Raw genomic sequence first — 22,720 nt, 5'->3', positions numbered from 1 at the left:
ACGCCAAGTCGCCCCTATGGCGGGGCAAATGGGGCGATGCGGATTTTTCGCCCTACAGGCGCGTGCGACGATGATGGACGCTCAATCGGACGCGGGACACGCAAAAACGCATCCTACCCCCTCTTAAACCCTCTTACGGGTCTCTTAAAACCAAAAGGCCGATGCGCACTAGCGCCCGCGCATCGCAATGGACAGGAATTCGTCCAGCCGGTCGATGATGACGGCCTCGTCGCCCACGCCCAGACCAAGGTAGGGGCGCGCGGGTATATGCACGTTATCGACGTGGAACAGTTCGCCGCCCATGACGAAGGATAGCTGCAAGGCGCTCCGGGGCTGGATGATGCCACCAAACTGGTGGATGGCACCGTAAATCAGGTTCGTTCCGACCAGTAGGGCATTCCCCTCGACTTCGGGATGGATGCTGTCCCGCAGGTCGCCACTCTCGATCAGGATGTGGTCAGTCTTCTTGTCCAGCTCATAGAGCGGATTAAGCGCCGCGTAACTCTCCCATCGAATGCCATCGGGATCGACACCCTGTTCCATCCGCCGCACGGTTCTGTCGCGCAATTCGCCCCCGATGGCGTCCAGCACGGCCTGCGGGCGCGTGCCGATGGCGGCAATGGCGTCCAGCGCAGACTGGATGGGATCGGTGTTACCGGAGATGGAAATGAACGCCATGGTGGAAATCTTCCTTCAACGCAGCTATATTCAGTCTGCGGCGCGCAGGGACACGGTGTAATTCAGCCTGCCGTAGGGCGGCCTTTCGGGGTCGTACCGCTTGTGGGGTTTGTGGCTGGCCCCATGCTGCGCGCCGTTACTTCTCCTCCACATCCTCGATCCGGCCATGCAGGATATCCAGCTTGAGCAGCGCCTTGTGCGCGGCTTCGGGGTTGGTGCGGTGGAAGGACATCACGTAATTTTCGCTGCCATCCAGCGTGGTCTTGATTGCCGCGCGATACAGCCTGCCCATCCAGTGGAACAGCAGGATGCGCCGGTCGGCCTGGCGCGCCACGACGGTCGGGTTGGCCAGCACTTCGGGCAGAGCAAGGTAATCCTGTGCTGTCAGGTCCGGGTGATGGCTGCGCTGCTTCTCCACCGTCTCGCCAGACAGCAGCACGCCATCTTCCCTGCCACCCAGTTCCAGGCGCACATGATCGGGCAGCGTTCCGGCTTCCACGCTGCCGACCGGTTTGTGCAGCAGCTGTACCACGGCATCCTGCTGCGCCTTCTGGCGCTTCGGAACATCGGGCACGGGTTCGGGTGCAACAGGTTTGGGTGCTGGCGCAACGCCCGGCAGTTCGGGCACCACGACAGGTGCAACGGGGCGCGCCGGGACAGGACGCGCCGGTCCCGCATCCTGCGCGGGCGGCAGCATGGGGCGCAGCTTTGGCGTGGGTTCGGTCACCACCCGCGCGCCTTCGTTCATCAGCCACGCCTTGCCGGGGTTGTAGGCAAAGCCGGGGTCGATGCCGACGGGGACATGCAGGATTTCGCCCGTGTGCGGGTTGCGCCATGGGCGCGTCTCGATCACCGGACTGTCAGATACTTCCCACCCGTTGCGGTCCAGCATGCGCTGCGACACCACTTCCACCGTGCAGTGGCAGCGCCAGCCATTGGGCGGGTAATGGGTGTTCCAGAACGGGTCATCAGCACGCAGGATCATGCCATCCCACGCCACATGCTGCGGGCGCGGATGCTGGCAGGTGTGGTGCCGGTAGCGCCAGTAGGGATATAGCGCCAGTGATTCCGGCGTGGTCATGCGCCGGTAGCGCCCCGCCGCATAGGCCGTGGTGACGTTGGTGTCGTAGATGATGGACGCGCGCCAGCCCGGCGTGCCGGTATGCTCCCAGCCATACCGCTTTACGATGGGATCGAATTCCTTGAGGAACTCGCGCCGCGTGCCGCCCGCCTCCATCGTGCGGATCACGGCATTCTGGAAATCCTGCGCGATGGCTTTTGACGTGGCCCCAGCCACAGCGAACGACACGTCATGCGCCTCATGCCACAAATCGGTCCAGGTCGCAGCGGGCACGGGCACCTTCTGGCGCAGGAAGGCCAGCGCATCACGGGGCGGCAGCTTGGCGGCGCTGACGGCCGTGTCAGCCATTGGCCGCCATTTCGTCCAGCACCATAGCCTCACCAGCCAGTTCCGACACCATCAGCGCCACCTGCATGGCCTGCTGGAACTGGTCATGGGGCAGGTCCATCCCCGCCAGCGTCTTTTCCAGCCCGGCCATGGTGCCCGCCTTTTCCACCTCGGCCCGCACCGCGTCCGTCATCTGCGCAAGGCCCGCTTCCGCATCGCGCGCCAGGCGCTGGGTCATGAGGTTGATGATATGCGTGCCATCGGCGCGCACATGTCGGCTCAACAGCTTTCCCAGCCGGGTATGCAGGGTGATTTCCTGCTGGTCCGCCGCCTGCGGGCTGGCGGGCGTGGGGTTGGGGTCACGCGGGGGCATGACCTGCGCGGGCCTGTCCTGGGCAGGCAGGACGTGCGCGGGCTGCACCGGCTGCGCCTGGGCAACCATGCCGAACACGCTGTCGCCTTCCTGCGGGGCTTCCATGCCCATCCGGTCATAGAAAGGCTGCGCCGGGAACTTCAGGCCCTGCGGCCCCGCAAACTGCACGACCTTGATCAGGGTATCGAGCGGCACCTCGTCCGGCCTGCCGATGCGCAGTTTTGGGTATTCGTCCTGCGGGCCAAAGCTGAAGGCCACCATGCGCGCCACGATCTGCTGGCTTATGGTGGCCGATAGCAGGCTGGCGTCGGCGCGCTCAATGTCTTCCTGCACCTCGCGGTGGATCGCGCCGGATGCGTGGGCACCCTGCTTGCTGTCCGTCGTGCCGGTCTGCCCCAGCACGGCCTTGCTGATCTCGCTGTTCAGGAACTCCGCGCGCAGCATGTGCAGTTCATGGCCGCCCGATGATTTCGGTTCCACCAGTTCGAAATCCATACCCTTGGGCATCATCGCCGCCAACGCGCCGCCAAAGTCGGTCAGCGCCTGGAACATCACGTTGCGGTCTTCTTCGGATGCATCGGGTCCATACCGGCCGATCCGGGCGGGCAGGCCGTAATTCTGCACGAACACGCCCCAGTCGCGCATGGTAAACATCTTGGCCAGCAGTGCCCAGCACACCGCCCGCGTCAGCCCCGCGCGCAGGGTCAGGCCCGACCATGACGGATGGCGGTGGATCACGAACGCATTCGGGTCCAGCGCGGTATAGCCTTCCTGAAGGATGCCGCCAGGTGCTGATGGCGGGGCCGTGCAGCCGGGATCGTCGCGCAGCATGATTGTCTCGCCATCCTGATAGGACACTTCAAAGAACCGGGGCGGACGGAAGGCCAGTTCCTCGGGGTAATAGTTCCCGGCCTCGGCATGCCAGACGATTTCATGGACCGACCAGCCCTTGCCCACCGCGTCCATCATGTCGAACAGGGATTTTTCCAGCACGCCACGGTCCAGCCAGGCGCTGACGAAATCCGCATGCTTCTTGTGCGCATCATCATCGCTGGCCGGGGTTACGGTAATCGGCAACTGTGCAATGGTGCGCTTGCGGGTGTTCAGCACGCCCAGGTAATGCAGATCACGCCGCTCAAGCTCTTCCGCGCATTCCAGCCACGCCAGGCTGTCGCCCGTATCGGCGGCGTTCAGCAGGGCCGCAAGGGTCGCAGGCGTCAGGCCGCCAATGGGCGTGGTGATGATGGCGGGGCGCTGCCCCAGCATCGTCGGCCCGGAAACCTGCCGTGTCAGGTCCGATGTGCGGACCGGCTTCCCATACTGGTCAAGTAGCTGCGCCATTACCGGCACTCCCCATAGATCACGGCATTACGGCAGGCGTCGATTACGTCGCCTACTGTCCGCCAGTCCCCTTCACCTTCCACGAAAGCGCCGGTGGCGTTCTGGCACGCCACCACGATTTCCAGACGGTCCAGCATGTCCAGGCCAAGCCCGTCGTCCAGCAGCACATGCCGCAGCACGGTCTGGCGCGGGCGCATGGCAACCGCCGCCACGATGCGCCGCACCTTGCGTGATGTGCGGCTCATGGCCCGACAGGGGCCGTGCGTGCCTTTGCGAGACATGCCCGGTCCTCATCACGCATGCCCAGCCAGTTACGGACAACATCATGCGTGACCGGCATGTCGGGATGCGCCTTCAGTTCGGCTTCAAGAGCCTTCTCATCACCCGCTGAGTAGGCTTTCAGAGGGATGCAGACCGGGCGCATCGCAGGGTGCGCGCAGCCCGCCAGAGCCAGAACAGCCAGGGCAGAAATCGTAATGGCCAGTATTGCCGCGCCAAGGCGCGGATCACGAGGCGGGCGAGGCTTCTGGAGGCGTGCCAGATCATTGAGCACCAGGTCCGACAGTCTGGGGTAATGGGGCTGGGGATCGGTCATGCCGTCCCCGCATCCAGCCGGGCGTCCAGCGCCCTGTCGGTGGTGGGCGCGTCCGCACCGGCCTGCGCCATGGCGGCCACAACGGTGGTCGTATCCTGCGCGGTGGCGACGGCGCTGCTTTCGTCCGTGCCTTTCTGGGCTTTCTTCGCGTCATTGCGGATCAGCAGGAAGCTGATGAAGGCGATGATGGCAATCACGCCTGCCGCAATCCATGGGGCGTAGGTCATAGCTGCACGCTTCCTCTCAAACCAAAATTGGCCATGCGGATACCGCCGCGATCTGCCGCGATCTCGTCCTCAATGGGCCAGCGGTCGGGGTCAGAAGACAGGCCGCCTGGCGCAAAAGGGGACGGGACGGCGCGGTAGCCGTATTCCTCGGGTTCGGCGCGGCTGGCGGCATAGGCCAGCGCACCGGCCACGGCGGCGTCGCCATGGCGCTTGCTGCCATCCTTGCTGGTCGCACGCTGGTCAGGCACGCGGATCACGCCGCGCACCACCTTCAGGGCGCGGATGTCATCATGGATTTCCCGATCAGCCGGAACGGTAATGCGCGCGTCCTCGAACGCCGCCTTGAAGGCGGGCATGTTGTCGCGGTACCAGCCCTCGGACATCTTCACGGCCTCAATCCGGCTGCCGTATCGCTGGACCGTCACTTCGCCCAGCCACTGTCCATTGCCGGTCGCGTCCATCTTGCCCGCGCGCAGGCGCGGCAGGCGGTCAAGGATGAACCACAGGATCTGTTTCTGCTGCTCGAACGGCACGTTGCGCAGTTCCACGATGAAGGGCGTGCGGCGCAGCAGGGAACGTTCCACCGCCATGGGCCAGATCACCGTCAGGTCACCAGAACGGGCGAAATCCTCGCCAAAGACATGCGGCGTCTTCGGGTCCAGTGCAGCCAGCAGGGGCAGCAGTTCGCTTTCGCAGAACCGCTGGGTTTCACTGGCGCGCACCGCATCGGGGGCAAGGGCAAATTCCGCCTTGCACGACCAGCGGACCACGGGGATGTTCTCCACCGTCCGCGCCTCGATCAGCGCAAGCGGGATGGCGCTGCCGGTGCTGGGTGACGGGATGCAGAACAGTTCTTCCTCGGCGTCATCGCCGTAATACTGGACAATCTCCTGCCGCCACGCCGCCTCTTTCTCCGCGCTCCATTCCTCCCCGGATTTCTGGCATATCTTGCGATACAGGCCGTCGCGCAGGGCGTCATCGAACGTAATGCGCAGCAGGCGGTAAGGATTGCGGCCAGCACGGATGCCCTGGACCAGCGTGTTGAACGGGTTGGTATCGCCGTCATGCGTGCTGATGATCAGCACCTTGCCGCCCCACATCAGCAGCGCCAGGGCGGCCTTCAGCAGTTCGTCCAGGTCATCATGGAAGGCTGCTTCATCAATAATGACCAGCCCCTGCATGCCACGCAGGGCGCGCGGCACGGATGGCAGGGCCAGTATCTTGCTGCCCGATCCCATATCCATGCGGAAAACCTTGATGTCCTTTTCAGGGTTTCCCGGATCACGGAAGAACGATTCATTGACCGAATTGGCGACGACCTGAAGCATCGTCGCGTGCTCCGCGCAGTAATCAATGAACTCGCGGGCCATTTCCAGATTATAGCCCATGTAGAACACATCCATGCCGCCAGCGGCAGGGTCCATGCCCGCCACAAGGTCGGCAATGAACGACGCAGCCCACGACAGGCCGGTGCGGCGGGACTTTTCCACCACCACCACGCGGTTGTTCATGACCGCCTCCATGGTGGCGGACTGGTATTGCAGGAAGATCGGGCTGGTGGTTGCGGTCATTTCTTTACCCCGAATGCACCATCCAGCATCGCGGCCACGCTTTCGGCGGACAGGCCCTGGCGTCTGGCGTTGGCAGTGACGGTCTGTTCCACCTGCCTGCGCAGGCGCGCTTCGTGCTGTTCCTCGATTTTCGCCACGAATTCCGTGTCCGTCTTGCTGGCCTTGGCCAGGTGGTCCAGCGTCTTGGCAAGGAACATCAGCCCTTCGGGATCACCATTCAGGGCTTCGGCACCCTTCTTGCTGGCGGTCCCGTCCGGGCTTTCCGCTGCCAAAAACAGGTTGAGCATGACGCCATGCAGCATCTCGACATTGGCCCGCATGTGGCGCGATACGTTTGCGTCGCCCATCTGGCGCGCAAGGGCTTCGGCCACCATGCGCGACTGGCGCGCCTTGGCACCCAGCTTATCCAGCTTCTGGCAATGGCGGCCCATGGCGGACCGGCTGAAATCCTTGCCGTAGCCTTCACGCAGAAGGGCAAGGATTTCGTCGATCGTCATGCCGTGCGCGCGGGCCTTCGCGATTTCCTCGCGGATTTCCTCGTCTTCGCGCTCGATGGATGAAGGACGCGCCATGGGTCAGAACATCAGGTTGCGGGCGACACCATGCAGGCGCTGCACGCCAGATGCCACGCGCGCGCCCTTGTCGGTCATGTTCACCACCCACAGGTCGCCATGCATGCGGGGCAGCTTCTCGATGGCGACGCAGCCCTGATGCTGAAGGAATGTCAGGTCGGCACGCAGGGTGTCGATGTCGATGGACTGGCCGCTTGCGGCAATCATGCGCACAAGCACGTCCTCGTTCAGGCGGCGGTCCTGCATTTCCTCAAGGGATTTCAGGATGCGCAGGCGGCGGTCTTCAATCAGGGCTTCGGCGGCGCTCATGGTTATTTCCTGCTGGCGGACTCAATGGTTCCGCGAATGATGGTGCGGAGCAATTCCGCGTTGTGTTTCCCGTCCTGGCTGATTTCCAGCAGTTGGGCGGATACCGTGGTCATGGTGGCCTTGAGCGTGCCGACATCCTGCGCCAGCGCCTCGTGGCGGATGGCAAGGTTGCGGTGGCGGGACATGACCAGGACAAAGCCAAGGGTGATGATGACCCCGACGAGCATCAGGACGATCAGCACAGCGGGCGTCATACCTGGCGTGGCCGGGGTCATCATCTGCACGGATCAGGCCGCAGCAGCGGGGGCTGCGGTCGCGACCTGCGCCGGGGTGTCCTGCGGCACCAGAATGCCGGACAGGTCGGCCACGGCGGCCTTTACATGCGTGGTCACGACATCGAGGTCAGGGACCGTGACGCCAAGGCCGCGCAGCAGGCTGACGGTCCCCTTGATGGCTTCCTGCGCCACCGGGTTGGCGTCTTCCCACTTGGTGAACGCGGCCTGAAGGTGGTCAACGCCACCATCCACCTTGGTCACGGCGGACTTGACCGCCGTAACGGCGGCAGCGTTGTAGGTAGCCAGCTTGTTGCCAGCCGCCGCACTGCCGATATTGCCCAGGACCGAAAACAGGCCCGGCAGGATCGCACTCCATTTGATGGACATGGATTTTCCCGAAATTGGCGCTGCGTCCTCGCCGGAATGAAAACGGCCATGCGCGCCCGCATGACCGTATGGAGGGTCACGCGGCGGCAGGCGCTCTCGCGGCTTTCTGCGCCAGGGCATTCGCCAGCGCCTCGCGCCTGATGGTGCGGTCAATCCAGTCCTCGCCAAAGACGTTGAACTGGCGGCAATTGCGGTAATAGGCGGCCTGCATGTCGGTCAGCGTGCCGATCAGGTGCGGACCGGCAGGGCTGCCCATGGCGTCCAGCACGGCGGAAATGGTGGCAGGGCCGATATCGCCATCAAGGGCTGCGCCCTTCATGCCGACCGCAGCCTGCAACTGGCGCGCTGCCACGCGGATGCCTGCGTTAAACCCGAAATCGAACACCATGGCGTCCAGTCCTGCGGGCAGCAGGTCGCAGTTCAGTGGCCGCCAGTAAAAGGCGCGGGCGATGGCCTGGAAGGTCGGCACGTCAATGGACTGCATGACCTTGCCCGTGACCTGACCCGGCTTACCACCCAGCCAGCGCACCATGGTCGCGGCGGATATGCCGCGCATGGTGCCGACAAGGAAGCCGTGCCCTACCGCGCCGCCGGTCCAGTTACCGCTGTCGCTCTTGCAACATTGGTACAGACCCTCTTCGCCAAGGGTGAAATCTGTGATTGTGATGAAGTTGGTCTGCATGTCGGCACGTTACGCGCGACAGGCGAAGGGCTTCACGGGCGACTAAGCGCCCCGCCGGTCAGAGCAGGGGCATCTGCGCCGGATCATTGCGCCACGTAGCACGCTGCGGCGGCGGGATATACGGGCCGTTGGCCAGCACTTTCTTGACCCATGACCGGTCAGCGCCAGCCCGGTGCGCGATATCGTCAATACACAGGCCCATCTTGCGATACAGCAGGATACGCCATGCGCGGCAGATCGGTATCTTGATGTATTCACCGCCATAATGGCTGGACAGGCACCGGGCAATATCTTCCCCGTATGTCATGGCCAGATCGGACCCGCGCCATTCACGCGGCACCCAGATGCGCCGCCCGCACGCACTTTCGACAAAGGACAGCGCCACGTCTTCACCGACATCGGCAACAATCCAGTCAATCTGTGCGGGCGGACGGATATTCATGTCACCTCTTTACCATCATGCTTCGCCAGCAGGGCGACAATATCCAGCATGATCGTGCGTTCACTTGCCGCGATCATCTGGTCCTGAATGCGTGCCGCGTCCTCGCTACTGGCGGCATGCCGTCCGGCAATGACACTCTGCCGGACGATGGAACGGATTTTGCCGCGCAGGGCGTTCAGATCGTCATCAGTAATCATTAAGCGAAATCGTCCCTTTTATAAACAGGCATCCGGCATTGTCTGTAAACGAAAAAACCGCCCCGGATAGGGGCGGCGTCTCTTGGTACGGATATTGTGACGTGTCGAAAGACTATTTCAAACCCTTCTCAAGTCGTGCTTTCCACCGCTTCAGACCCTCAATCACCTTCCGTCCCTGCGTGCCGTCCAGGAATTCGGGAGCGGTGATGCCACCGGGATGGTCTGGCGTCACGGTCTGCCGCTGGACGTAGGCACGCAGGGCTTCGCGCGTGCCGCCGCTGTCCAGCATTGGGCCCATGTCCTTCCAGATCGCATAGATCATGCGGACATGTGGCTTGTCGCTGCTGGACAGGCTGCCTTTCTTCGGCTTCCAACCCAGCGTGCGGAAATGGGCCAGAACCCTCTCCAGCGCAGGCGTTGTGGCCTCTTTCGCGCTGGTATGGCCGGTCATGCGGTACAGGATGTCGCGGTAGGCTTCATCCGGCAGTGCCAGTTCCTTGCGGGCGATGTGCAGCTTGGCATAGATCGCGCCGCGCTGCGGGTCGGTCCTGGTCATGTCACTCGCTCCCTTTTGCTGACTGCGCTACATGCCGCGCCCTGTCCCGGGCGGTCTGCCTGTCGAGGATGCGCAGTTCGCAATCGTGGGGGCTGTGCAGCCCCCCGTATGCAGTTGGCGTAAACGGGGTTGTCGAAATTGGGGTCGTGCAGCAGGCAGAAATGTAGCACGCCCCAGGTCAGGAACAACAGGGCTGCAAACAGCCCGATTATGGGTAAGGCGTTGTTCATGTGGCCGCCTTACGTCCTGTGTGGCGCCGGTTCCAATGTTCTGCGGCTTCTTCGGGAGTTTCTCCCGTTACCATTGGCGATACTTCACATATCAGTTCGTCATTCGCATTCCCGCTACATGACACCATCTGCTTTGTTGGACTGCCCCCATGCCAGCACTCAATTTCCGCCTTACTTCCACAAAAGGGGCACGGTAGCAGTCCCAACCGAGCAATTTCTCTGTCTGTCAGCTTAATCATCGCCCCCTCACAATGCCGAAAATTGCAGGCTGATCGCGCGCCATTTGTCATCCTGCCTGTCGCGCTCATAGAACCGCAGGTATGACTGCGACCCTGTAATGCGGACACTATCCTCAATCGCGGCGCACGCATCCGGCCATTTGGGATGGGGGATATCGACCCTTTTCAGCTTTTGCAGATTCTCCACGTTGATCTTCCCGGTCCGTTCATCCCGGTTGAAGGCGCTGTCCAGCAGGTCACGTATCCACGGATCAATCTGCCCCATCAGATCGTTCAGCACTTCGGCCACCAGCGCCTGGGCTGCGACGACCGCGCCATCGACCGCGCGGTAATCACTGACGGAGAATTCGACCTTCAGCAGGTCGTCATACGAGGTGATGGTAAAGCCTCCCCTGCGTCCTGTCGGGTTGGCGTTGTAGAGTGCCATCATCGACCGGACATACAGCTCGGCATCTTCCGTGAGTTGGCGCTTCTGCTCCGCGACCAGATCGCGCAGCGCACGTGCGCCCTCAACCATCTTCACCGTAATATCGTTCTGCAGAAGGCAGCGCACCGGCACATGCTGGCGCAGGGTTTCGCTGCCGCGTGTGTTGCGGACCATTCCTTCGCGGGAAGGCTGGTACACAGGCCGTACGGCTTCCGGGGTGACGGCAAGTGTGGTGGCGTTCATGAGCGGATTTCCTTGTGGTTCAGGTTGAGCGGCCAGCGGCGCAGGCTGGCGTTGCGGGTCAGGATGGTGGCGGCGAAGGTCTGGACGGCGGTGTAGGCCACATGGTCGCGTTCGCGGCCGGTCACGCCGGGCACGCGGAAGGCGCGGCCCTTGCGGGTGCGTTCGCCCAGTTCCTCGATCTGGAAGGACAGATGCCCACGCGATCCGGTGGCGATGGGCAGGCAGGCATCGGGGAAGTGAAGGCCATCGGCAATGCCGATGACCCCATCCCTGCTGCAATATGCAGTGCAGGTCATATCAATGAACTGCCGACGGCGCAGATTGGTCGGCCACGGCGCACGTTACTGTCGCCAGAAGAAGCGCATATGCCGCTGCACGCATCGTCTGATGACTGTACGCATGAAAATTCCCGGAATTGGCGGCATCCGCAGCGTCAGACAACGCTTTATGGATCGCGTCTATCAGGTCGTTCGGCCCCTTTCCTTCCCACTTTTCATGACCCTTCTCAATAAAGTCGATGGTAACGGCTGCGGTCGTGACCAGATTGCGGCCAGTAATAGCTGTATATCCGTCGCTCATGCCCCGATCTCCCTGCATTCACCCTCGACAACAACGCAGCCCAGGTGCGGCAGGTGCCCGGCCAGGGCTGCGGTGCCGATGGCCCCGTCAATCTCAATGCACTGCCGCAGGAGCCAGTCGCCCAGGTCGTGCAGTTCGGCTGCCGTCAGGGTGCGGTCGCCTTTAATTTCGCGCATGCGGATTGCGGTTTCCCGCATGCTGCCTGTGCTGTGGCGCAGCTGCGCCAGTGGGGTCATGTGAGTCATGCGCGTGTCTCCAGGCCGGTCAGGATTTCACCGGCGGTCAGGTGTGTAGGGGCCAGCAGTTCAAAGAAGCGGGCCATCACGTCGCGGCGTTCTTCGCGGCCCGCGATCTGGTTCATGGGGTGACCCACCACCATCAGGCATTCATCAATGCCCGCATCAGGGTGGAAGCCGTCGAGAAGGTCCATAAGATCACGGTAAAGCGCATCGAACCGGTCGGGCTGGTCCAGTGGCGTGCCGATGGTTACGGCATGCAAGGCGTCCATGACCGTGATGGTGACGGGGATCGGAGCAGCCTGGACGGGGCGCGCGGCTGTGGTTTGTAGGCTCATGGCTCCTTCCCCCAATGGAGGGCAGCCTTTCTGGCTTCATCGACAAGCCTGACAAAGGCGGGATCGGCGTTTGCAATCCCAATTCTGGACAGTTCTTCCGCCAGTTCCAGCGCATGTGCTGCTATTCCATATGCCAGCTTGAGCCGTCCGATTTCTTCTTGATCCGGCCCGCGTATTGCGCAGACAATGCTATCCACGAATTCCCGTGCGCCGGTATCGCTCACGGCCAGCGCATCTACAATGCGCCTAACGCGCAGGCCCCGTGCCCTTATTCTCGCAATCTGTTGTTCAAACTCGTTTTTACTTCCCGACATGCTCACACCCTCCATTCGCTAGCGGCATGTTCGTCAGCAAGCCTGATCGCCAGTTCCGCCAGTTGCGGTGCAGGAAGGTTGCGATTGTCGCAAATCTGCTGGAATGCATCGCGCAAACAATCAATATCTGCCTGCAATACAGCCCGCTGTTTCCTTGCATTCTTGATAAGCGCGACCTGAACTGCGCAGGCATGGTTCATGCTCTCTTCTTCATGAACGGCAGTCCCAATGTCTTCCAGGGCAAGGCGCAGGGAAGTCGCGTTTCCCAGCCCGCCCATCACGCCGCGATAGCCGATCACGCTAAAACGACAGCCCTGTTCCTCTGTGATCGGACTGGCGATGTAGTATCCGATGATATTTTTATTGTCTTTCGACATCAGACAGCCCCCCGAACCTTCGGGAATTCTCCCGTCATGTGCTCCCTGAACGACCGTTCCAGGTCATCTTCCGTGATCTGGTCGCGCCCGCTGGCCCGCGCCATCTTGACCGCGTTCTTGATTACTTTGGTCATGGAGCGCAGACCGCCTTCACGCTTGCCGATGGCCTTGGCGGCATTCCTGACGACTTCATCTTTCACGTCCCACGCATCAAGTAGCGGGCACATATCTCCCTGAATGGGCGATTTTACATTCCGGCGCAGGCCGATGCGGCTGAATAGCTGGGCATATTCCGATGTGCGCCCCAGCCCTTCGATCTTTTCGTTCAATGGTAGGTTACCGAACAGGACAAGGCCGATCCCGGCCACGTCATGGATGGTGCGAAGCTGCTCAATCGCACGGGTGGTCAGGTGCTGCGCCTCATCCACGACAATCAGCCCCTGCGTGCCGGTCAGGCGGCGGATCAGGATGCGGATTTTCCGTCCCCCGCGCTCATGGCACCCCACGACATACATCAGCTCATCCAGCACGGCAGACGGGCTGGTCATGGTCGGATCGGCTGTAATGGCCCACACATTGTTGTTCTGTCCGGCATAAGCCTGAATTGCCATGGTCTTGCCGACCCCAGCATTGCCCGCGACAAGACCCATATCGACCTCATACTGCGCACTTTCCATGATCGCCATGAACCGCTTGGCCGTGCGGGTCATGATGAAGCCCGGAACAATCGGGGTCGCTGCCTGCGTGCGTTCCCGCGCGCCCATGCCTTCAATCCAGCGCGTCATCTTCTCGGCAGTCGCCTGGTTATCGCCGGAATAGGTGTCGTTCAGCCATGCTGACAGGGTGGAATAGGCCACGCCACTGGCATTCGAGACCTGCCGCATGCGCAGATTATGCGCGTCCATCTGCTCACGCACCTGCACACGCAGGGCGTCCATCTGTTCTTTATCCATGATTTCCAGTATTCTTGGCCTGTATTCAGGCCGTTTGAGTTTGGTTATTCAGAACCGCAGCGCGGTTATTCTTCAGTATCGACAATCCGCAGGTGATTGCGCTCGGGTCGCGCCTGCCGATTGGCTTCAATCAGCCAGTCTTCTTCCTCGTCGTTCGGTTCCAGGGTGATGGCGGTATTCCCAGCCGTAACCGTTGGCTTCGGATAGAATGGGCGCACCAGCTTGGTATCCAGAAGGTCTTCTTCCGGTTCCGGCGCGCTCTTGTTCATCAGGTCCGCCAGATCGGATGGCGACAGCTTCCGCTCCGCGTCCAGGATCATCTTGGTAGCCTTCTGAATTTGACGCCCGGCCTGTGCTGTCTGCGCTGCATCCGCCACGCTATTGAACCGGACAGAACCCACCACCGATGCCTTCCCCAGCATGACGTTCGCCAGTGAATAGACGTAAATGTCCTGTGTCAGGTCTTGCGGGTCGTATCGGATCGCCACCTGCTCCCCAAGGTGTTCCGCAAGGAAGGGCGCATAATAGCGGGTGCGCATGAACTGGATGGAGCCATCCTTCTTGTGGGTCGTAACCTTATGCCCCGCACGCAGCCACAAGTGCCGCTGTGCTTCCGTTGCCCGCTTGACCGGGTGGACCGCCACACTTTCCATGAACGCATCCAGAAAGCTCTTTTTCCCGGCGCACACTGCCGTATTCCGGTTAGGGCGTGCATTGTGCTTCTGAATGCCCTCTGAGACGATCTTGAGAAACTCCTCAAGCGGGATCGCCCTGGAGCGGTAGTTCTCCGGCTTGGCCAGCGGGTTCTTGCCCACATATGCACCAGAGAGCCGCACATCCTTGGAAATCCGGCTTTCCATATCCCCGAAGGCGCGTTCAATCGGCTTTGACCGGCCGGAATAGGGCTGGGTCCAGTGTATCTTGATCCCCAGCACGGTCATGATGCCGTTGATCTCGTCTTCCGTGACCTTGAACCGGAACCGCGTCTTTGCACCGCCCGTCAGGCGTTTGGATGCGAAAGCGCGACCGTTATCCAGATACGCCTCGTTCGGGATGCCCCATTTCTCCACCATGTCACCCAGCGCAAGCTGGATCACGTCGGTATTCTCCGACTTGTCGATGCGCCATGACAGGATCAGGTTGGAATACAGATCCTGCCAGCAGGCCATCATGGGGCGTGCGATGGTGCCATCGGGCCACAGAACGAAGATGTCCCACTTGTGGCCATCGGCGTTCACCGCTTCCAGTGCGTGCATGTAGGAACGGTCACGCTCCTGCGCTGGCAGCATCTCTTTCAGGCTCTCCCTGCCGCCACGCGCCAGCGTCACGACCATCGGGTCCAGTTCCTTCATCCAGCGGGCAAAGGTCCGCTGGCTGGGAACGGTCAGCCCCTCGGCTTTCGCGATCTGCTTCAGGTCATCATAGCAGGCCGCAATGGTTGGCTTTTCGGGCCGGAGCCACAGCGACTTGAAGATGTCCAGCGCCCGCGCGTCGCACAAGGCGCGCTTGCCGGGATTGCCCTGGCATTTGCTGACAAGGAACGGAAGCCAGTGGGGGCGCGGCACGCCAGCCACCCGACGACGCCAGTTCATGACCGTGGTGCGTGACAGGTTGGCCGCAAGGCGGACCTCGTGCACCGCTTCCTCGACTGACAGGCCGCTGTCGGTCAGGCGCTCGATGCGATCCAGATAGCCGAGGATCGTCAGCGCCTTCGCCTTCTGCCCTTCATGCTTCTGCTCGAACCAGCGCCATTCCTCGGCATATCGCTGATCGTCGTCAGCAATGCGCGCCCGTTCGTTGGCCTCGGACATATCCTGAAACCGCGTGACCCACGTCAACTGGGCGACGCGATCCAGCACCTGATAGTGGTATTCCACACCACCACCCGAACCCTCGCGCGGACGCCATGAAATGTTGCGCCATTCGGGGCGGTTCCAGCGATGCCCAGTCGCCCGCTTTTGCAGGGCGCTGGCATCCGGTATTCCCGGCAGCCCCAAGTCTGCCATCTCCCGAACGGTTGCCCATTCACGCGTCAGCATCGGATACATCCGCTTCCGGCCACCCGCTGATGCGCATTTCAGCCGTCAGGGTATTGGAAAATTCCTCCCGACGCTCAGGGTTAACCTGCATGGTGAGAATATCGGCAACAGCGTGAGGCGATGCAATCAGGCGCATGACGCGCTGCACAGCCTTTTCATCCGTGGAAATCATGGAAGTCATGGCGAGCGGATTGCGCGCCAGCATCTGCACAACTTCCATCAGCAGGCCGCGGCAACCGCAATAGGCATCGCGCCATACATTTAACTCATCAATCATCGCCTGCATGGACATGGCTTTGCGGGTCGCGTCGGCTTTTTCCTGCGCCTCGTCCTGCACGGCCTTCACAAATGCCCGGCGGTCCGCATGATCCTTTACCGCCGCTGCGTCAGAGCCAAAATCCACCCCGGCGCTAGCGCAAAAATCGGCCGCAAGCGGTTTCATTCCTTGCGGCTCCATACCTTCCGCAAGCCGTTCAATGCTGATATCGGGATAAATGATGCCGATCATTTCCGCCAATGCCCCATGCGCAATCGACAGTTCCGTCACCATTTCATAGGTTGCCGTGGTCAGATGCCCCGTCGTGCAGATTTCCCGCAGGATATCGCTGCAAAGCAGGCTCACCGCTTCCTCCGCCAGTTCCAGCGAGTCGATCTTCCGGCCGCCAAGACTTCCAGCGCCTTCGGGGAGGAAGATTTCACGATGCGGCATCTGCTGCGCGCCCTTTTTCGTCGTATCGTTCATCACCAGCTACCCCCACGCATAGCCTGCCGCCGCAGGGCATTTTCCCGCCGCGTAAGCTCCTTTTTGTGTTCAGAAACCGCCGCCAGTTCGATGGCGGGCAGGTAACGCCGCTCAATCACGGCCCAGCCGAACGGCTCCGCCATGAATTCCAGCAGCCGCCGGTCATGTGTTGCGGAAATCAGCGCATCAAACCGGGGCACGCTGATCTGGTGACCCTCACGCTGCACGCTGGCATACGCATTCAGCATGTTGATGCTGATGGGCCGCTCCAACATCGCAGACATTTCTTCCGCAATCTGCTCCCGCGTCCGTCCGCACGTTTCCAGCGATACGGAAATGGCGCGCGACAGGCGCGACGTGAACTGATTGGCCCGGATCAGGCGCGGGTCAAACCGCACCACGGGATTGGGTGGCACCCAGTCCAGCAGGGAAAGCTGCTGCGGCGCATCGGAATGTCGGGTCATGCCGCACCTTCCATAACAATCTGATCGCGGGTGATGACCTTGGCCTTGACCAGTTCATCCAGCAGGACGCGCCGCGCAGGCATGTCCAGTTTCAGCACGCGGGCCGCTTCTTTCTTGCCCAGCTTGAGCCACATCGCTTCGGTCGGGATAGGCGTGGGGTCAATGGCCAGTTCAGACGGCTTTTTCTCGGCTTCCAGCGCCTTCTTGACGATGGAAACCTGCTCAATCGGGCTTTCGATCTTGCCGATATACAGCAGTTCCGCACGGTCGTCGGCCAGTGCGGTGCCCTGCAACACCTTCACCGTTTCCGGCTGAAGGGCGCGATACAGGGAAATATACCCATGCACAGTGCGTTCGCTCACGCCCATGCGGGCGGCAGCGTCAACCGCGAAGCGGGGAATTGGGCAAGTTGCAACCGTTGCAACTTGATCTGCCTTCCTCATACCGCCGTGCTGCGTTTCCGGGTGTAGCTTAAGATAAAGCTCCTTCCGCTCATACAGGCTCCGCGCCCGCGACAGCACATCCAGTTCCTGCCGCAGTAGGTTTTCATCAATCTCCTTGAGCCGCGCTTCATCGGCATTCAGCTTGCTGATGCTGGCGTTGATGTCAGTCCATTCCGCCAGTTCCGCCGCACGGAAGCGGTGGCCACCGGCAACCAGAATATACTTGGGCGCGCCTTCCTCGCCCGATCCGTGCCGGACCTCAATGGCGGTATCCTGCCCGCGCTCCGCAAAGCTGGCTGCCAGTATCTCGGCATAGCCTTCATTGATCGGACGGATGCGCCCCTCAATCCGGGGATCAATATCCGCCAGCTTGATCTTTTTGACGTTCATGCCGCCACCCCGTTTTGACGCAGACTGGCCGGAATGCGGCGGGTAGGTTTCCGATCAACGACATAAGAAATCGGGGAGCCATCAACATGAAAACGATCAGGGAAAAGCTCATGGGGCTTCATGCCCAGAAGCTGGGCAATGCGCCGCTCCGTCCTGACGGAATAGCCAGGACGGGAAAGGGTCGCGCTGATGGCGTTGGGGTTCAGGCCCAACTGCTGGGAAATGCTGACAAGACTGCCGTACTGCTGGCGCAGTGCGGACTTGATGTCTTCCACGTGCATTCCGCATGGCTTCTGTGCCATACTCATACTCCTAACTCGATTCAGGGCGGCGGCAACCGCCCTTTCTTTTCAACCATCGGTCGGAGACTAATCCGATACCGATAAGCCGGAGTATGACGCAGGTTATTCATTCGTGGAACCAATATTCCTCATTCCGAACCTAAATTTTCTGTAATCTTTCTCGTTCGGGATAACTCGTTGAAATAACACTAGATAAAGTTACCGGCTCCGAGAATATGCTTCATAAAGAGAATTCCGACCCTGAAATCTTGAAACGCCTCATTGAAGAACGCTCCCAGCGCCTCAAGCAGGCAGTAAAAGATGCGGGCGGCAATCGTCGGGTCTCCAACCGATCGGGCATTCCGTTCGGAACGCTCAACGCTTATCTGGCGGGACGTGAGATGAGGGTGAGTGCGCTAGTCTCGTTGGCAAAGGCATGTAATGTGCCTCTGGACTGGCTTGCTGAGGGCAAGGGCAGTCCAGAAACCGGCAACGGCGCTGTAGCCAGTATCCCGGCCGCCAACTCTGCCGATGATTCTTTGGAAGTGAAGTTCTTTGACGCGGAACCATCTGCCGGTCGCGGTAATATTCCAGAAGAATGGGTAGGGTCAGAGAGTTATTCTGTATCCCGGTCATTCCTAAGCTCTGTATTGGGTGTCTTTAGCAGGAAGGTATTCTTTGTCCGCATTCAGGGCGACAGCATGATGCCGTCCCTAAATGCCGGGGATACTATTCTGGTTAATTATGAGACTGAGAATTTTGTTGAAGCCGTGTATGTAATCACCATACAGGGCCTGCTCATGGTGAAGCGCCTTTCCATGAAAGACCCATTCAACATATCCGTCAGCAGCGACAACCCGCGCTACCAGCCTTTCCAGGTTCCTCTGGACCGCGTAGGATGGATGGGCACCGATATGGACGCAGACATGCGCATCATCGGACGTGTGGTAGGGCGCTTCCAACTGAACTTCTAAGAGGTCTTTAAGAGACGTTCAGGACGCCCCTACCAAATTGACAGTCAGGTTCCATTCCTACTGTCTCAATCTGTGGATAACTCGGGACAAGTTCCACTCTGTCTGTCCCCGCAAGTTATCCACATCGCGACCCTTGCAATCGCCGCACCCGGCAGAAATCAGCCGACCCATCCCCCGAAATCCCCGTCTGGCCCAGATAATCCCGGATAACCTCCAAGTTCAGTTCCTACTGTCCGGTGACAGCCTGCATGCCAATACAATGTTCCTGTCCACGTCCGTCATCCATGACGGCACCGCCTTCCAGAACAACCCGGACACCATCAAGATCAAGCGTATCCTCATGGATATCTGTGATCGGACGGTCCTGCTGGTGGATAGTTCAAAGTTCCGCATGGGTGGGCTCTACCGACTGGCAAGTCTCGATACTTTCGATCATGTGCTGACGGATGCACAGATCAGGCCCGCCATACATGAACAACTGAAGGCTGCTGGTATGGCACTGGAAATCTGCCAGTCCGACGACAGGTTTTAGAAGCATGCCCGTAATCAGGCGCATGGGCCGTGCATCAGGTGCCGCCCCCCGTCTGTCCGTTCCGTCAGGGCAGTAAAGCTCCGGCCCAGATATCGAGGCGGCTCCAGCGGATGAAGCGGTCATGCAGCGGCATGTGGGGGGGGCATAGGGCTTTGGCGCCTCTTTTCACCAATCCCGTCAAGGATCAGATGGATAGGCCCGGCCGGAATGCGATGGTCATTCACCCGCGGTATCCGATGCGCCAACGGAAAAAAATGGCGCAAACTACATTATCTGATTTTCAGACAGCAAGAACAGGCAATTGACGGCCTTGCCACCGTACAGGGCCGTCAATTACCAATCGTCGCTCAATTCACTACATGGGCCCTGATCCCGGATGCAGTTACGGCCCGGGCTTCATTGCCGACAAACATATTGCGTGGTTCCACTTTAAGACAGGAATGGGGAATCATATCGGTCATGGTGAAAGTAAAAAACCGCTTTTTTCCTTACATGAGCAGAAACGGAATTGAACGCTTCTTTGTCAGACTGATTCAGGGGTATCGCAACACGCTACGACAGGCTGAAGCCCGCTTTCCCTGCAGGTGTGCGGCACGGTATGGCAACTATCCAAATCAATGGATAATTCGATAAATTTTTTAAATAGAATGCAGTGTTATCCATTGATAAAACATCTCATGCAAGCCAGAAGGCACAACAGTAATAATTTGACATTTTAAAATATTATATAAGTATCTGTCATAAAAAATTCATGCGCATAAAACGGTTTATTCCCCTGGTGTGGCGTTACCGCACCGTCATGAAACCTTCACATGAAATGGCATAAATGCGCCGATAGATGATGACCTGTATTCTAATTCAGGAGACCATCAGGTGCCGACGAAGTTACTGCGTAATGGTCATGTTGCCTTTGGCCTGTTCTGCTCTGCCCTGGCGCTGTCCACAGCCCATGCACAGACGGTCCAGCCTTCCCTCAGGGATAAAAAGCCTGAACGGGCGCCGCATAAAACTGTAGATGGGGCACCAAAAGATAATGCGCGGTCTTCTTCTGCCAATGTCGAGCAGATCATGGCAACCGCCCGTCGCACACGCTCCGAACAGACTGTCAACCGCACCCAGCTGCAGCGCATCCTGCCCGGCATCAACCCGGTCAAGGCACTGGAAATCCTGCCGGGCGTCGTGTTTGAAAATGCTGATCCGTGGGGCAATAACGAACAGAATTCATCACTCTACATTCATGGCTTCAACCAGAACCAGCTTGGCTTTACGCTTGATGGCGTGCCATTGGGCGACCAGTCATACGGTAACTATAACGGTCTCTCCCCCCAGCGTGCGGCCATAAGCGAGAATATCGGTTCCGCTACCGTTGCAACGGGCGCCGGCGCGCTGGGTACGGCCTCGACCAGCAACCTGGGCGGTTCGCTGGAATTCACCACGCAGGACCCGCTGCACAAGGCGGGTGGCCAGCTTTCCCAGACCTTTGGCAGTTGGTCGACCTTCCGCACCTTTGCCCGGGTTGATACAGGCGACTTTGGCCATAACAACTCGGCCTATGTCTCATGGGCGCGGCAGGATGCACGGGCATGGGACTTTGCCGGCCATCAGGGCGGCAATCAGGTCAACGCCAAGTTCGTGCATGACGGGTCGAAAGACAGGATCACGACTTTCTTTGACTTGTCCGACAAGGTTGAACCCAATGAGGACGGGATTGTCGAACCATCGGGGGGCAGCATGTATGTGCGTCCGTTCCTGTATCCCAACCTGAACGAAGCCGTGAATTATTACAAGAATTCGGCCAATATAGCGGGCAACAATTATCGCAATTATTATTCCGACGCCCAGCGTGAGGACTTTCTGGCCTATACGAAGTGGACGCATGATTTTAATTCACACCTCCACTGGACCAACCAGATATACTACCATCATGACATGGGTGAAGGCGTCGTGGCCGGTCCGATCAGCGCGGCCGGTCTGCCTACCCTTTTCGGGGCTTATTTCCCCAATGCGTCCGCATCCGACCTGTCCAACGTATTCGGTGGCTCGGGCATGGCGACACGCACGACCGAATACTGGGATAACCGGGGCGGCCTGATGTCAACCCTGCGGTACGAGGTCGGGCACCACCATATCGAACTGGGTGGCTGGTACGAGCGCAACGACAACACCCAGGCCCGGCGCTGGTATGCCTTTGACATCAACAATCCCACCACGCCCTATGACCGGCAGCAGAATCCGCTGATCCACCAGTACACCAACTATTTCTATACCAATACCTGGACCACGCACCTGCAGGACAGCTGGCAGATTACCAAAAACTTCATGCTGAATGCGGGTTTCAAGTCGGAACTGGTCTATACCAATGGCACCCTGCCGGTTGCGGCCCTGCCAGGATCGCTTTCTCCCAAAACCGCACAGACCATTCCGGGCGGCCGGATTGCAGCGGTCAGGCCCTTCCTGCCTTCCTTTGGCGCATTGTGGAATTTTACGCCGCATGAGCAGTGGTTTGCCAACATTCAGGAAAACATGCGTTCGTTCCAGGATACGGGCTATGGCAATGCCAGCCCCTGGGGCATGACCAGCCAGAGTGCGTTCGAAAACTTCAAGAAAAATGGCAAGCCCGAAACGTCATGGACCTATGAAACCGGTCTGCGTACCAATCGGAGTGTCAGGCTCGGCCCCCTTACCCATATCAGCGGGCAGCTTGAATACTATCACGTCCATTTCTCCAACCGCCTGCTTGCCGTGGCCTCATCGGCTTACAACAGCAACGTTTCCTACATTATCGGGTCATCCACCATCCTGACCAATGTCGGCTCCGTTTCGACCGATGGCATGGATTTTTCGTTTACGGCGCAGTTCGGCCCGCATTTTTCGTTCTATAATGCGCTGTCCTATAACAAATCCGTCTATAACGACGATTATTTCTCGGGCACGACGCGGGTGCAGACCGCTGGCAAGAACGTCGTCGGGTTGCCTGACTGGACCGAGAAATTCGTGGCCTCCACCAACTGGGGCAATTTCTACGGCCAGTTCATCGGCGATGTCATCGGCCGCCGTTATACGACCTATACCAACGATCTTTCGGTCAGATCCTATGCCCTGTTCAGCATCAATGCCGGTTATACCATCAAGGGTATTCCGCATGTGCAGGGACTCAAGGTACAGGGTAACATCACCAACCTGACCAATACCCGCGCCTGGTCCACCCTCAACACATCACAGGCAAGCGGGCAGTACACGGCATATCCGATGGCACCGCGCATGTTCTTCCTGACTGTTGGCGCAAGCTTCTGAAAAGACGGGCCA

Annotated in this window: 32 protein-coding genes; 3 read left to right on the top strand and 29 right to left on the bottom strand. The window is 59.9% G+C overall.

What is annotated here, in order from left to right; all coding sequences use genetic code 11:
- Positions 1–168: 168 nt before the first annotated feature.
- From LDL32_RS03700 to LDL32_RS03565, 29 genes are all read right to left on the bottom strand, one after another.
- Positions 169–678, bottom strand: a complete 510-nt coding sequence (locus LDL32_RS03700) for a phage virion morphogenesis protein (RefSeq protein WP_233064597.1) — start codon at positions 676–678, stop codon at positions 169–171.
- A gap of 136 nt (positions 679–814) precedes the next feature.
- Positions 815–2,107 (bottom strand): phage minor head protein, encoded by a 1,293-nt coding sequence (locus tag LDL32_RS03695; protein ID WP_233064596.1) that lies wholly within the window; start codon positions 2,105–2,107, stop codon positions 815–817.
- Positions 2,100–3,800: a DUF935 domain-containing protein gene (locus LDL32_RS03690; protein WP_233064595.1), complete on the bottom strand. Its 1,701-nt coding sequence runs from the start codon at positions 3,798–3,800 to the stop codon at positions 2,100–2,102. Before LDL32_RS03690 ends, LDL32_RS03695 begins: the two co-directional genes overlap by 8 nt.
- Positions 3,800–4,045: an acyl carrier protein gene (locus tag LDL32_RS03685; protein ID WP_233064594.1), complete on the bottom strand. Its 246-nt coding sequence runs from the start codon at positions 4,043–4,045 to the stop codon at positions 3,800–3,802. Before LDL32_RS03685 ends, LDL32_RS03690 begins: the two co-directional genes overlap by 1 nt.
- Positions 4,042–4,395 carry a hypothetical protein gene (locus tag LDL32_RS03680; RefSeq protein WP_233064593.1) on the bottom strand — a complete coding sequence of 118 codons (354 nt, stop codon included), beginning with the start codon at positions 4,393–4,395 and terminating at the stop codon, positions 4,042–4,044. Before LDL32_RS03680 ends, LDL32_RS03685 begins: the two co-directional genes overlap by 4 nt.
- Complete coding sequence (locus tag LDL32_RS03675; RefSeq protein WP_233064592.1) at positions 4,392–4,622, bottom strand: hypothetical protein; 231 nt, start codon at positions 4,620–4,622, stop codon at positions 4,392–4,394. The genes LDL32_RS03680 and LDL32_RS03675 overlap by 4 nt, the downstream gene beginning before the upstream one ends.
- Entirely contained in the window at positions 4,619–6,193 is a 1,575-nt protein-coding gene (locus LDL32_RS03670; RefSeq protein ID WP_233064591.1) for a hypothetical protein, read from the bottom strand. Before LDL32_RS03670 ends, LDL32_RS03675 begins: the two co-directional genes overlap by 4 nt.
- Positions 6,190–6,765, bottom strand: a complete 576-nt coding sequence (locus tag LDL32_RS03665; protein WP_233064590.1) for a phage protein Gp27 family protein — start codon at positions 6,763–6,765, stop codon at positions 6,190–6,192. Before LDL32_RS03665 ends, LDL32_RS03670 begins: the two co-directional genes overlap by 4 nt.
- A gap of 3 nt (positions 6,766–6,768) precedes the next feature.
- Positions 6,769–7,074, bottom strand: a complete 306-nt coding sequence (locus tag LDL32_RS03660; protein WP_233064588.1) for a hypothetical protein — start codon at positions 7,072–7,074, stop codon at positions 6,769–6,771.
- A gap of 2 nt (positions 7,075–7,076) precedes the next feature.
- Entirely contained in the window at positions 7,077–7,328 is a 252-nt protein-coding gene (locus LDL32_RS03655; RefSeq protein ID WP_233064586.1) for a hypothetical protein, read from the bottom strand.
- A gap of 33 nt (positions 7,329–7,361) precedes the next feature.
- Entirely contained in the window at positions 7,362–7,736 is a 375-nt protein-coding gene (locus tag LDL32_RS03650; RefSeq protein ID WP_233064585.1) for a hypothetical protein, read from the bottom strand.
- Between the two features lie 76 nt (positions 7,737–7,812).
- Complete coding sequence (locus LDL32_RS03645) at positions 7,813–8,418, bottom strand: glycosyl hydrolase 108 family protein (protein WP_233064583.1); 606 nt, start codon at positions 8,416–8,418, stop codon at positions 7,813–7,815.
- A 58-nt stretch (positions 8,419–8,476) separates the two neighbouring features.
- The gene (locus LDL32_RS03640) at positions 8,477–8,860 is read right to left on the bottom strand and encodes a hypothetical protein (RefSeq protein WP_233064581.1); all 384 of its coding nucleotides are present in this window, start codon (positions 8,858–8,860) and stop codon (positions 8,477–8,479) included.
- Positions 8,857–9,057 (bottom strand): hypothetical protein, encoded by a 201-nt coding sequence (locus tag LDL32_RS03635; protein ID WP_233064580.1) that lies wholly within the window; start codon positions 9,055–9,057, stop codon positions 8,857–8,859. Before LDL32_RS03635 ends, LDL32_RS03640 begins: the two co-directional genes overlap by 4 nt.
- Positions 9,058–9,169: 112 nt before the next feature.
- Entirely contained in the window at positions 9,170–9,613 is a 444-nt protein-coding gene (locus tag LDL32_RS03630) for a regulatory protein GemA (RefSeq protein WP_233064578.1), read from the bottom strand.
- 226 nt (positions 9,614–9,839) lie between these two features.
- Positions 9,840–10,082: a Lar family restriction alleviation protein gene (locus LDL32_RS17980; RefSeq protein WP_370636632.1), complete on the bottom strand. Its 243-nt coding sequence runs from the start codon at positions 10,080–10,082 to the stop codon at positions 9,840–9,842.
- Positions 10,083–10,089: 7 nt separating this feature from the next.
- On the bottom strand, positions 10,090–10,752 hold the full coding sequence (locus tag LDL32_RS03625; protein ID WP_233064576.1) for a DUF3164 family protein: 663 nt from the start codon (positions 10,750–10,752) through the stop codon (positions 10,090–10,092).
- On the bottom strand, positions 10,749–11,048 hold the full coding sequence (locus LDL32_RS03620; protein ID WP_233064574.1) for a hypothetical protein: 300 nt from the start codon (positions 11,046–11,048) through the stop codon (positions 10,749–10,751). The genes LDL32_RS03625 and LDL32_RS03620 overlap by 4 nt, the downstream gene beginning before the upstream one ends.
- A 1-nt stretch (position 11,049) precedes the next feature.
- Positions 11,050–11,331, bottom strand: a complete 282-nt coding sequence (locus tag LDL32_RS03615; protein ID WP_233064572.1) for a hypothetical protein — start codon at positions 11,329–11,331, stop codon at positions 11,050–11,052.
- Complete coding sequence (locus tag LDL32_RS03610) at positions 11,328–11,576, bottom strand: hypothetical protein (protein ID WP_233064569.1); 249 nt, start codon at positions 11,574–11,576, stop codon at positions 11,328–11,330. The genes LDL32_RS03615 and LDL32_RS03610 overlap by 4 nt, the downstream gene beginning before the upstream one ends.
- Positions 11,573–11,905 (bottom strand): hypothetical protein, encoded by a 333-nt coding sequence (locus LDL32_RS03605; protein WP_233064568.1) that lies wholly within the window; start codon positions 11,903–11,905, stop codon positions 11,573–11,575. The genes LDL32_RS03610 and LDL32_RS03605 overlap by 4 nt, the downstream gene beginning before the upstream one ends.
- On the bottom strand, positions 11,902–12,219 hold the full coding sequence (locus LDL32_RS03600) for a hypothetical protein (RefSeq protein WP_233064567.1): 318 nt from the start codon (positions 12,217–12,219) through the stop codon (positions 11,902–11,904). Before LDL32_RS03600 ends, LDL32_RS03605 begins: the two co-directional genes overlap by 4 nt.
- A 2-nt stretch (positions 12,220–12,221) precedes the next feature.
- Positions 12,222–12,596: a hypothetical protein gene (locus tag LDL32_RS03595; RefSeq protein WP_233064566.1), complete on the bottom strand. Its 375-nt coding sequence runs from the start codon at positions 12,594–12,596 to the stop codon at positions 12,222–12,224.
- Positions 12,596–13,549: an AAA family ATPase gene (locus tag LDL32_RS03590; protein WP_233064565.1), complete on the bottom strand. Its 954-nt coding sequence runs from the start codon at positions 13,547–13,549 to the stop codon at positions 12,596–12,598. Before LDL32_RS03590 ends, LDL32_RS03595 begins: the two co-directional genes overlap by 1 nt.
- Positions 13,550–13,614: 65 nt before the next feature.
- Complete coding sequence (locus tag LDL32_RS03585; RefSeq protein WP_233064564.1) at positions 13,615–15,555, bottom strand: transposase domain-containing protein; 1,941 nt, start codon at positions 15,553–15,555, stop codon at positions 13,615–13,617.
- A 19-nt stretch (positions 15,556–15,574) separates the two neighbouring features.
- Positions 15,575–16,330 (bottom strand): hypothetical protein, encoded by a 756-nt coding sequence (locus tag LDL32_RS03580; RefSeq protein WP_233064563.1) that lies wholly within the window; start codon positions 16,328–16,330, stop codon positions 15,575–15,577.
- Positions 16,330–16,794 carry a hypothetical protein gene (locus LDL32_RS03575; protein WP_233064562.1) on the bottom strand — a complete coding sequence of 155 codons (465 nt, stop codon included), beginning with the start codon at positions 16,792–16,794 and terminating at the stop codon, positions 16,330–16,332. The genes LDL32_RS03580 and LDL32_RS03575 overlap by 1 nt, the downstream gene beginning before the upstream one ends.
- Complete coding sequence (locus LDL32_RS03570; protein WP_233064560.1) at positions 16,791–17,627, bottom strand: ParB N-terminal domain-containing protein; 837 nt, start codon at positions 17,625–17,627, stop codon at positions 16,791–16,793. Before LDL32_RS03570 ends, LDL32_RS03575 begins: the two co-directional genes overlap by 4 nt.
- Entirely contained in the window at positions 17,624–17,929 is a 306-nt protein-coding gene (locus LDL32_RS03565; protein ID WP_048852497.1) for a helix-turn-helix domain-containing protein, read from the bottom strand. The genes LDL32_RS03570 and LDL32_RS03565 overlap by 4 nt, the downstream gene beginning before the upstream one ends.
- 215 nt (positions 17,930–18,144) lie before the next feature.
- On the opposite strand from LDL32_RS03565, the gene LDL32_RS03560 reads away from it, so the two are divergent.
- From LDL32_RS03560 to LDL32_RS03550, 3 genes are all read left to right on the top strand, one after another.
- Positions 18,145–18,882, top strand: a complete 738-nt coding sequence (locus LDL32_RS03560; protein ID WP_233064559.1) for a S24 family peptidase — start codon at positions 18,145–18,147, stop codon at positions 18,880–18,882.
- Between the two features lie 37 nt (positions 18,883–18,919).
- Positions 18,920–19,414: a hypothetical protein gene (locus LDL32_RS03555; protein ID WP_370636631.1), complete on the top strand. Its 495-nt coding sequence runs from the start codon at positions 18,920–18,922 to the stop codon at positions 19,412–19,414.
- An 873-nt stretch (positions 19,415–20,287) separates the two neighbouring features.
- Entirely contained in the window at positions 20,288–22,708 is a 2,421-nt protein-coding gene (locus LDL32_RS03550; RefSeq protein WP_233064555.1) for a TonB-dependent receptor domain-containing protein, read from the top strand.
- Positions 22,709–22,720: the final 12 nt, after the last annotated feature.

The sequence above is a fragment of the Komagataeibacter sp. FNDCF1 genome, from assembly GCF_021295335.1.
In the GTDB taxonomy this organism is placed as follows: domain Bacteria; phylum Pseudomonadota; class Alphaproteobacteria; order Acetobacterales; family Acetobacteraceae; genus Komagataeibacter.
This window is presented reverse-complemented; position numbering and strand designations above follow the sequence as displayed.